Below are 9,403 nucleotides of genomic sequence, written 5' to 3'. Positions count from 1 at the left end.
CAGCGCCTTCTCCCCCGCCGCGTCGCGCGCGCGCAGCGTGAAGATGTCGGCCGGCTCGCGGATCCAGGCGAGGCGATAGAACTGCTCCACCTGCTTCGCGCCCAGCCCCTCGATGTCGAAGGCGCCGCGCGAGACGAAGTGCTTCAGCTTCTCGATGGCCTGCGCCGGGCAGATCAGCCCGCCGGTGCAGCGGCGCACCGAATCGCCCTCCTCGCGGATCGCGTCGGAGCCGCAGGCCGGGCAGGTCCTCGGGAAGTCGTAGGGCGCCGCGTCCGCCGGCCGGCGCGAGAGGTCGACGTCCGCGATCTTCGGGATCACGTCGCCCGCGCGATAGACCTGCACCCAGTCGCCCGCGCGGATGTCGCGCCCCTCGCGGATCGGGTTTCCCTCCGCGTCGCGGCCGGCGATGTAGTCCTCGTTGTGGAGCGTCGCGTTCGAGACGACGACGCCGCCCACCGTCACCGGCGTGAGCCGCGCGACCGGCGAGAGCGCGCCGGTGCGGCCCACCTGGATGTCGATCCCCTCCAGCCGGGTCCAGGCGAGCTCGGCCGGGAACTTGTGCGCGAGCGCCCAGCGCGGCGTGGTCGAGCGGTAACCGAGCCGCTCCTGCAGGGTCAGATCGTTCACCTTGTAGACGACGCCGTCGATGTCGTAGCCGAGCGTCGCGCGCTGCTGCTCGATCTGCGCGTAATGGGCGAGCATCGCGTCGGGGCCGTCGCAGAGCGCGGTGAGCGGGTTGACCGGGAAGCCCAGCGCGCCGAGGCGGTCGATCGCCTGTTTCTGCGTCGCGGCGAGCGGGGCGGAGAGCTGCCCCCAGCCGTAGGCGAAGAAGCGCAACGGGCGGGCGCGCGTCACCTCCGGGTCGAGCTGGCGCAGGCTGCCGGCGGCGGCGTTGCGCGGGTTGGCGAAGCGCTTGTCGCCGCGCTCGACCTGGCGGGCGTTCAGCGCCTCGAAGTCGGCGTGGCTCATGTAGACCTCGCCGCGCACCTCGAGGATCTCCGGTGCGCCCGCGAGGGTCTCGGGGATCTCGTCGATGGTGCGGACGTTGCGGGTGACGTCCTCGCCCTCGGTGCCGTCGCCGCGCGTGGCCGCCTGCACGAGCCGCCCGCCCTCGTAGCGGATCGAGAGGCTGAGCCCGTCGATCTTGGGCTCTGCGGTATAGGTCAGCGCGGCCTCCGGGCCAAGGTTCAGGTAGCGGCGCACGCGCGCGTCGAACTCCGCGATCTCCTCGCGCTCGAAGGCGTTCTCGAGCGAGAGCATGCGCACCGCGTGGCGCACCTTGGCGAAGGTCTCCGCGGGGCGGGCGCCGACCCGCTCGCTCGGGCTGTCGGGGCGCTTGAGGTCGGGAAAACGCGCCTCGATATCGGCGTTGCGGCGCTTGAGCCGGTCGTAGGCCGCGTCGCTCATCCGGGGCGCGTCGGCGACGTAATAGGCCTCGTCGGCGCGCGCGATCTCCTCGGCGAGGCGGCGAAGCTCCGCGGCGGCCTCGGCCCTGCTCAACTCCTCGACAGGCGTCGCTGCGACGGGCGTCTCCTCGGCCACGGTCCTCTCCTCGCCCGATGTCTCCAGGGCGGAGTGATAGGACCGCGGCGCACAGGCGTCCAGTGGCCGCCGCGCCCGCCGCCGCTCAGGCGCTCGCCGCGACGGAGCCGGGCGCGGTGGTCCCGGGCGCGGTGGCCTGGGGCTCGGGGTCGCGCAGGACGTAGCCGCGGCCCCAGACCGTCTCGATATAGCTCGCCTCCCCCGTGGCCTCCGCGAGCTTCTTGCGCAGCTTGCAGATGAAGACGTCGATGATCTTGAGCTCGGGCTCGTCCATGCCGCCGTAGAGGTGGTTGAGGAACATCTCCTTGGTCAGCGTGGTCCCCTTGCGCAGGCTCAGCAGCTCCAGCATCTGGTATTCCTTGCCCGTCAGGTGCACCGGCCGGCCTTCCGCCTCGACGGTCTTGGCATCGAGATTGACGGCGATCTTGCCGGTCCGGATCACCGACTGCGAGTGCCCCTTGGAGCGGCGGATGATGGCGTGGATCCGCGCCACGAGCTCCTCGCGGTGGAAGGGCTTCGTCAGGTAGTCGTCCGCCCCGAAGCCGAAGCCCTTGAGCTTGCTCTCGGTGTCGTCGGCCCCCGAAAGGATCAGGATCGGGGTCGCGATCCGCGCGAGGCGGAGCTGGCGCAGCACGTCGTGCCCGGTCATGTCGGGCAGTTCGAGATCGAGAATGATCAGGTCGTAATCATAGAGCTTGGCCAGATCGACCGCCTCCTCGCCGAGGTCCGTCGCATAGACGTTCAGATCGGCATGGGTCAGCATCAATTCGATGCTCTTCAAGGTCGTCGGGTCGTCTTCCACCAGCAGCACGCGCATCCCCGGCCCTCCGCTTCTTCGCTCGGTACGGAAACGCAAGGTGAACAAAAAAGGTTAACCCTGCGTTACCGTCGAAAATACTATCTCTCTCGCGCCGTTTTGCAATCTTTAGTTGTCCTTCGTCGCGCCGTAGCGCGCAGAGCGTGTTCCCCGCCCAGTTCGGTGGCGCGAATCCATTCCTCGAGCTCTTCCTCGCTGAGGGCGTAGCGCGCGATCGCCTCGGCACGGTCGATCAGTCCGTGGCGCACCGCGCGCACCACTGCGGCCTTGCGCGAGGCGACCCAGCGCCGGGTGTCCGGCGGCGGCAGATCGGCCCGCGTCATCACGCGGCCGTCGGGCAGGGTCACGGCGCGCGGGCCCTTCATCTTGCGCAGATACATGGGGCTCCTCCGGTTGCTTGCGGCGAGCCTCAGGCAGGGCGTTTAAGGGAGACTGAAACGCGGCCTTGAGAATGCGGCGGATTTTCCTATATTCCGCGCACTTCCCGAGAGGTCCGATCATGTCGCTCGACGCCGCCCAGCCCCTGAATTCCCTCGGCCTGCCGAAGCCGCCGGCCGAGACCCGCGTCGTGGTCGCGATGTCGGGCGGTGTCGACAGCTCGGTCGTCGCCGCGATGCTCGCGGAGGAGGGGTACGACGTCGTCGGCGTCACGCTTCAGCTCTACGACCACGGCGCGGCGCTCGCCAAGAAGGGCGCCTGCTGCGCCGGCCGCGACATCCACGACGCGCGCCGCGTGGCCGAGACGCGGGGCTTCCCGCACTACGTGCTCGACTACGAGAACGTCTTCCGCGAGGCGGTGATCGACGAGTTCGCCGACAGCTACCTCGGCGGCGCGACGCCGGTGCCCTGCATCCGCTGCAACGAGCGCGTGAAGTTCCGCGACCTGCTGGAAACGGCCAGGGACCTCGAGGCCGACTGCATGGCGACGGGCCATTACATCCGGCGCGAGACCGGGCCGACGGGGCCGGAGCTGCACATGGCCGCGGACGGGGCGCGCGACCAGAGCTACTTCCTCTTCTCGACCACGCGCGAACAGCTCGATTACCTGCGCTTTCCGCTGGGCGGTCTCGCCTCGAAGGACGAGACCCGCGCGCTCGCCGCGCGCTACGGGCTGCCGGTGGCCGACAAGCCCGACAGCCAGGACATCTGCTTCGTGCCGAACGGCGACTACGCGGCGGTGATCGAGAAGCTGCGCCCGGGCGCGGCCGAGCCGGGCGAGATCGTGCACGCCGACGGCCGCGTGCTGGGCGCGCACCCGGGGCTCATCCACTACACCGTCGGCCAGCGCCGCGGGCTCGGCATCGGCGGGCTTTCCGAACCGCTCTACGTGGTCAGGCTCGACGTGGAGACGCGCCGGGTGATCGTCGGCCCCAAGGAGATGCTCGCCACGCGCCGCGTGCCCGTGCGCGAGGTGAACTGGATCGGGGACGGCGGCTTCACCGACACGGCCGAACGCGAGATCTCGGTCAAGGTACGCTCCACGCGCCCGCCGTCGGAGGCGATCCTGCGGCCGCTTTCGGAGACGGAAGCGGAGGTCGAGCTCCTGTCGCCGGAAGAGGGCGTGAGCCCTGGCCAGGCCTGCGTCTTCTACGAGACCGGCGGCAGCCGCGTGCTGGGCGGCGGCTGGATCTGGCGCGGGCGCTGACGCGGTGCGCCGCGCGATGGGCGCGGCGCCGCGGGAGGGGGCGCTGCCCCCTCTTGGCCTGACGGCCAATTCACCCCCGGAGTATTTGAACCAAGATGATGGGGGGCAGTGTCGGCTCCCTGCTTCTTCTTGGTCGAAATATCCCGGGGAGCGCGAGGGGCAGCGCCCCTCGCCCGCACGCGGCACCGGAAGACCTGCGCCCGCGAGGCCGGGCGGTCCGGCACGGGCTCAGACCCGGCGGAGCGCGAGGACGGCGTTGAGGCCGCCGAAGGCGAAGGCGTTGGAGAGGGCGACCTCGACCTCGGCCTCCCGTGCCGCGTTCGGCACGACGTCGAGCGCGCACTCGGGGTCCGGCTCCTCGTAGCCGATGGTCGGCGCGACGACGCCGTCGCGCACCGCCATGATGCAAGAGAGAAGCTCGACCGCGCCGGTGCCGCCGATCAGGTGGCCGTGCATCGACTTCGTCGACGAGATCATCAGCCGGTCGGCGTGGGCGCCGAAGACGTCGGCGACCGCGGCGCATTCGGTCTTGTCGTTGGCGAGCGTGCCGGTGCCGTGGGCGTTGATGTAGCCGACCGCCGCGGGGTCGATGCCGCCGTCGCGGAGTGCGCCTGCCATCGCGCGCGCGGCGCCCTGCTTGGAGGGCATGACGATGTCGGCGGCGTCGGAACTCATCGCGAAGCCCGCCACCTCGGCGAGGATCTCGGCGCCGCGGGCCTTCGCGTGCTCCATGTCCTCGAAGACGAAGACGCCCGCGCCCTCGCCCTGCACCATGCCGTTGCGGTTGGCGCTGAAGGGGCGGCAGGCGTCGCGGCTCATGACGCGCAGCCCCTCCCAGGCCTTCACGCCGCCGAAGCAGAGCATGGACTCGGAGCCGCCGGTGACCATCACGCGGCTCATGCCGAGGCGCACCATCTGGAACGCCTGCGCCATGGCATGGTTGGACGAGGCGCAGGCGGTGGAGACCGTGAAGGAGGGCCCCTTCAGGTCGTACTCCATCGAGACGTGGCTCGCGGCGGCGTTGTTCATCAGCTTCGGCACCACGAAGGGATGGACGCGATTCTTGCCGGCCTCGTAGACGTGGCGGTAGTTCTCGTCCCAGGTGCCGACACCGCCGCCGGCCGTCCCCAAGACCACGCCCGAGGTCGCGGCAAGCTCGCCCTCGAAGTCGAGCCCGGCCTGCGCGATCGCCTCGCGCGCGGCGATCAGGGTGAACTGCGTGAAGCGGTCGTAGAGGGCGAGCTGCTGGCGGTTGAAATGCGCCTCCTCGCGGAAGTCCGTCACCTGCCCGCCGATGCGGACGGAGAGGCGCTCCACGTCGCGGATGTCGAGAGGACCGATCCCGCAGCGGCCCTCGCGCATTGCCTCGAGCGTCGCGGGCACGGAGTGCCCGAGCGGGTTGATCGTGCCGGCCCCGGTGATCGCCACCCGGCGCATCGTCGTCGTCATGCGCCGCCCGTGCGCCCGTGCTGCTCGGCGATCAGCCGTTCGATCCCGGCCACGATCGCATCCACCGAGGAGATGTCGAAATCGCCCGCCTCCGGGGCGTTGGCGTTGAAGGGCACGGAGATGTCGAAGGCCTCCTCGATGGCGAAGATGCTCTCGACGAGGCCGAGGCTGTCGATGCCGAGATCGTCGAGCGTCGCATCGGCGCTGACATCCGCGGGCTCGAGCACGGCCTGCTCCGCGATGATGCCGATCACCTTGTCGCGGACGTCCGTCATCGTCCTCATCCCTTCGTCGTGAGACTGCCGCGCCCGATCTAGTCGCTCGCGCCGGGCTTTGAAACAGCTTTCTTGAGCGCGGCGATCTCCCGGGCGAGGCGCGGCAGGCGCCGCAGCGCCTTGTAGCTCTCCACATGCGTCTCCATGCGCGTCGCGGGATAGCCCATCATGACGCGGCCGGCCGGCACGTTGGAGAGGATCTTGGTGCCCGCCGCGATCACGACGTTGTCGCCGACGGTGACGTTGTCGGCCACGCCGGCCTGCCCGGCCATCACCACATGGTCGCCGACGCGCGCCGAGCCCGCCACGCCCGAGTGCCCGGCAAAGAGACAGTCCCGCCCGATCACCGCGTTGTGGGCGATCTGAACGAGGTTGTCGATCTTGGTGCCGTCACCGATCACCGTGTCGCGGATGGTGCCCCGGTCGATGCAGGTGGCCGCACCGATCTCCACGTCGTCGCCGATCGTGACCCCCCCGAGCGAGTGGATGCGTGCCCAGCTCTGGCGCCCGGGCGCGGCCTCCGCCTCCTCCGCGCCGAGGGTGGCGCGCGCGCGCTCGACACCGGCCTCTTCGGGGGTGACGAAGGAGAAGCCGTCGCCGCCCACCACCGCGCCCGGCTGCGCGGTGAAGCGCGCGCCGATCCGCACGCGCGCACCGATCCTGACGCCTTCGCGGAGCCGCGCCCCCGGCCCGATCACCGCCCCGGCGCCGACGTAACAGTGCGGCCCGATCACCGCGCCCGCGCCGATGCGCGCGCCCGCCTCGATCACCGCGAGCGCCCCCACCGTGACCTCCGGTCCCAGTTCGGCGCGCGGGTCGATCACCGCGGACGCGTGGCGCCCCGGCGGGAAGCCGGGCCCGGGATCGAGCGTGGCGGTCAGCCCCGCCATCGCGAAGCGCGGGCGGGGCGGGCAGATGGCGCCGGCGAGGCCCAGCGCCTGCCAGTCGGCGCCGTCCCAGAGGAGCGCGGCGCGCGCGCGGCCCTCGCCCAGCCGCTCGGCATAGGCCGGCGTCGACGCGATGGCGAGATCCGCAGGCCCGGCGTCCGCGGGCTCCGCGGCGCCGACGATCGGCAGGCTGGTATCGCCCTCTGCCACGAGGCCAAGGGCGCGGGCGAGCTCTCCGAGGGTCTGGGGCATGTCACCTCCGCACGGCGTGCGGGATCTCCCTAGCCCTCCGCGTCCGCGATCGCCACCCCTCGCGCGGCGAGCGCGGTCCACACCTTCGCGTCGCGGCCGTAGATATCGGGCCGGAACGCGAGGCGCCCGTCCGGGCGCGCCCGCACGGTGCGATAGATGAGATGCACCGGCACATGGGTGTCGAGGTCGATCCGCGTCTCGCGGCCGGTCTCGAGCACCGAGTGGAAAAGGCCCTGCGGATCGTCGGTCTGCGGGCGCAGAAGCTCGTAGGCGAACTCGAAGGGCTCCTTCAGGCGCACGCAGCCGCTCGAGTAGGTCCGGTCCTGGCGGTCGAAGAGGTGCTTTTCCGGGGTGTCGTGCAGGTAGATCGCGTGCTCGTTCGGGAACATGAACTTCACCAGTCCGAGCGCGTTGCGCGGCCCCGGCGGCTGGCGCACGTTGAAGGGGAAGTTGCGCGCGTTGTAGGCGTTGAAATTCACGGAACTCCGGTTCACCACGCGGCCGCTTCCGTCGACGAGTTGCAGGTAGGATGCCGCGTTCCGGTTCTGTTTCATCTTCGGAAGGTAGTCCCGCGCGAGGATCGAGCGCGGGACGTGCCACGACGGGTTGAGCACCATGTGCTCCATCTCGTCGGAGAACTCGGGCGTGTGCTTGCCGACGGGGCTGCGCGCGCCGACGACGGCCCGGGTGCGGAAGGTCACCTTGCCGTCGTCCATGATCCGCGCCGAGAAATCGGTCAGGTTGACGAGGATGTGGCGCGCGCCCCGCTCGCGCGGCAACCAGCGCTCGCGCTCCAGCGCGACCAGCACCGACTGCAGCCGCGCCTCGGCCGGCGTGTTGACCGCCGCAAGCGTCGCGGCACCGGCCACCCCGTCCGCCTCGAGGCCGTGCGTCTCCTGAAAGCGGCGCACCGCCTCCACCATCGCGGCGTCGTAACGCGCCGAGGCGCTCCGCCGCAGGTGGCCCATCGCGATCAGGCGGTCGCGCAGCGCGACGACCTCGGGCCCCGTGTCGCCGGGGTCCAGCCGCCGGGCGCGCACCTCCGGCCCCCAACCGCCGGCGCGCACCACCTCCGCGAGCTCGAACCGCGCCTTCATCAGGCGCGTGTATTCCGCGCTGCGCGGTGCGAGGTCGCGCAGGTAGGCCGCCGGCCGGTCGGCCTCCGCGAAGGCGCGCAGCGCTGCGGCCAGGTCGGGGCGCGGCACCTCGCGGACCATGTCGACGTCGATCTCGGAGGGGGTCAGCAGGCCCGCGCCCATGAGCCGGGTGTAGCGCAGGAAGAGCCCCGACAGCTCCGCCTCGACCCGGCCGAGGTCGCGGGCGGTGCGTGCCTCGGCCATGCGCGTGCGCATCCCGTCGAGCTCGATGGCCGGCAGCCCGTGCAGCGGCAGCGCGGCCACCGCCTCGAAAAGCGCGGCACGCCGGCGCTGCGCCTCCGCGTCCCCGGTCGTCCAGATCGGCGCGAAGCCCCGCGCGCGGTAGACCTTGGCCGCGGCCGGTCGCTCTGCGATCGTCTCGGCGAGCGCCTGCTTGAAGGCGGTCACGTCCGACGCGCTTGCCGAAACCGGCAGGGCGCAGGCGATGGCCAGCGCAGCGGCGCGCAGGCATCGGAGTTGCCGGGACAAAACGCGGGGTGGCAGCATGGGCGTCTCTCCGTCTGGGGCCGGCGCCAGGACGCGTCGGCGAGCAAACCTCTCCTCGTCTAGAGCCGCAGTGGCCTGTCGCTGTCCATTCACGTCTCGTCATGCGACGTCGCTTCAGGCTTGTGCGCGGCATCCCTGCAACGCCCGGGAACCGTCGCACCCTTGGGCAGATTTTTGCCGATCCGGGCGATTTACCGAAGTTTAGCGCGAATCAGTCTTTCTGTGCACGGCCCGGTGAGGCAGACTTCCCGCATCGGGGATGACGGACAATGCCGCGCAACGTCGTGGCAAGGCAGAAGAGACAGGACAGGCACACTCATGACGGATGATTCCAGCGCGCGCGCGGTGACGCGCCGCGGCCTGCTGGCCGCGTTCGCCGCCACGACGATCACGGCAGCGCCCACCTTCGCCGGCGCGGCGGGCTTCCTCCGCGGGGCGGGCGACATCCGGCGACTGCGAATGTATTCCGGCCGCACCGGCGAGCGGATCGACACGATCTACTGGATCGAGGGCGAGTACATCCGCGAGGCGGTGGACGAGATCCACCGCTTCATGCGCGACTGGCGCAACGGACAGGTGAAGGCGATCAACACGCGCACCATCGACATGATGACCGCCGCGCACAACATGCTCGACACCTCCGAACCCTACACCCTCGTCTCGGGCTACCGCAGTCCCGAGACCAACGCGATGCTCCGCCGTCGGAGTTCCGGGGTCGCGAAGAATTCCCGTCACATGCGCGGCGAGGCGGCGGATCTGCACATGCGCTCGCGCTCCGTCCGCCAGCTGGCGAGCGCCGCGATGGCCTGTCGTGCCGGCGGCGTCGGCAAGTACACCTCCTCCGACTTCGTGCACATGGATTGCGGGCCGGTCCGCACCTGGGGCCGCTGAGC

At 70.9% G+C, this 9,403-nt stretch carries 9 protein-coding genes; 2 read left to right on the top strand and 7 right to left on the bottom strand.

The window, feature by feature from the left end:
• The 3 genes from ligA to sciP all read right to left on the bottom strand — a co-directional run.
• Positions 1 to 1,542: NAD-dependent DNA ligase LigA (ligA, locus tag ACESL7_RS09050; RefSeq protein ID WP_372892995.1), on the bottom strand; the 1,542-nt coding region annotated here is incomplete at its 3' end.
• 85 nt (positions 1,543 to 1,627) lie between these two features.
• A complete protein-coding gene (gene ctrA, locus ACESL7_RS09045) occupies positions 1,628 to 2,359 on the bottom strand; it encodes a response regulator transcription factor CtrA (protein ID WP_372892994.1) in 732 nt (243 codons plus the stop codon).
• A gap of 80 nt (positions 2,360 to 2,439) precedes the next feature.
• Positions 2,440 to 2,739 (bottom strand): CtrA inhibitor SciP, encoded by a 300-nt coding sequence (gene sciP, locus ACESL7_RS09040; RefSeq protein WP_372892993.1) that lies wholly within the window; start codon positions 2,737 to 2,739, stop codon positions 2,440 to 2,442.
• 119 nt (positions 2,740 to 2,858) lie between these two features.
• Between sciP and mnmA the strand changes: the two genes are divergently transcribed.
• The gene (gene mnmA / locus ACESL7_RS09035) at positions 2,859 to 4,004 is read left to right on the top strand and encodes a tRNA 2-thiouridine(34) synthase MnmA (RefSeq protein WP_372892992.1); all 1,146 of its coding nucleotides are present in this window, start codon (positions 2,859 to 2,861) and stop codon (positions 4,002 to 4,004) included.
• Between the two features lie 228 nt (positions 4,005 to 4,232).
• On the opposite strand, the gene ACESL7_RS09030 is transcribed toward mnmA, so the two are convergent.
• The 4 genes from ACESL7_RS09030 to ACESL7_RS09015 are packed head-to-tail and all read right to left on the bottom strand — an operon-like array spanning position 4,233 to position 8,510.
• On the bottom strand, positions 4,233 to 5,441 hold the full coding sequence (locus tag ACESL7_RS09030) for a beta-ketoacyl-[acyl-carrier-protein] synthase family protein (protein WP_372892996.1): 1,209 nt from the start codon (positions 5,439 to 5,441) through the stop codon (positions 4,233 to 4,235).
• An 8-nt stretch (positions 5,442 to 5,449) separates the two neighbouring features.
• Entirely contained in the window at positions 5,450 to 5,728 is a 279-nt protein-coding gene (locus ACESL7_RS09025) for an acyl carrier protein (protein WP_372892991.1), read from the bottom strand.
• 38 nt (positions 5,729 to 5,766) lie between these two features.
• On the bottom strand, positions 5,767 to 6,867 hold the full coding sequence (locus ACESL7_RS09020) for a UDP-3-O-(3-hydroxymyristoyl)glucosamine N-acyltransferase (protein WP_372892990.1): 1,101 nt from the start codon (positions 6,865 to 6,867) through the stop codon (positions 5,767 to 5,769).
• 29 nt (positions 6,868 to 6,896) lie between these two features.
• On the bottom strand, positions 6,897 to 8,510 hold the full coding sequence (locus ACESL7_RS09015; RefSeq protein WP_372892989.1) for a L,D-transpeptidase family protein: 1,614 nt from the start codon (positions 8,508 to 8,510) through the stop codon (positions 6,897 to 6,899).
• A gap of 318 nt (positions 8,511 to 8,828) precedes the next feature.
• Between ACESL7_RS09015 and mepK the strand changes: the two genes are divergently transcribed.
• Positions 8,829 to 9,401: a peptidoglycan L,D-endopeptidase MepK gene (gene mepK / locus ACESL7_RS09010; protein ID WP_372892988.1), complete on the top strand. Its 573-nt coding sequence runs from the start codon at positions 8,829 to 8,831 to the stop codon at positions 9,399 to 9,401.
• Positions 9,402 to 9,403 lie beyond the last annotated feature (2 nt).

This window comes from Rhodosalinus sp., assembly GCF_041685465.1.
Classification (GTDB): domain Bacteria; phylum Pseudomonadota; class Alphaproteobacteria; order Rhodobacterales; family Rhodobacteraceae; genus Rhodosalinus.
The sequence above is the reverse complement of the archived record's forward strand: the minus strand, read 5'-3'. Positions and strand labels throughout refer to the sequence as shown.

What these genes read in the sequence shown, in the direction of transcription:
- mepK (WP_372892988.1), top strand. Translation starts at nt 8,829, where the DNA reads ATGACGGATGATTCCAGCGCGCGCGCGGTGACGCGCCGCGGCCTGCTG.
- mnmA (WP_372892992.1), top strand. Translation starts at nt 2,859, where the DNA reads ATGTCGCTCGACGCCGCCCAGCCCCTGAATTCCCTCGGCCTGCCGAAG.
- ACESL7_RS09020 (WP_372892990.1), bottom strand. Translation starts at nt 6,867, where the DNA reads ATGCCCCAGACCCTCGGAGAGCTCGCCCGCGCCCTTGGCCTCGTGGCA.
- ctrA (WP_372892994.1), bottom strand. Translation starts at nt 2,359, where the DNA reads ATGCGCGTGCTGCTGGTGGAAGACGACCCGACGACCTTGAAGAGCATC.
- ACESL7_RS09025 (WP_372892991.1), bottom strand. Translation starts at nt 5,728, where the DNA reads ATGACGGACGTCCGCGACAAGGTGATCGGCATCATCGCGGAGCAGGCC.
- ACESL7_RS09015 (WP_372892989.1), bottom strand. Translation starts at nt 8,510, where the DNA reads ATGCTGCCACCCCGCGTTTTGTCCCGGCAACTCCGATGCCTGCGCGCC.
- ACESL7_RS09030 (WP_372892996.1), bottom strand. Translation starts at nt 5,441, where the DNA reads ATGCGCCGGGTGGCGATCACCGGGGCCGGCACGATCAACCCGCTCGGG.
- sciP (WP_372892993.1), bottom strand. Translation starts at nt 2,739, where the DNA reads ATGTATCTGCGCAAGATGAAGGGCCCGCGCGCCGTGACCCTGCCCGAC.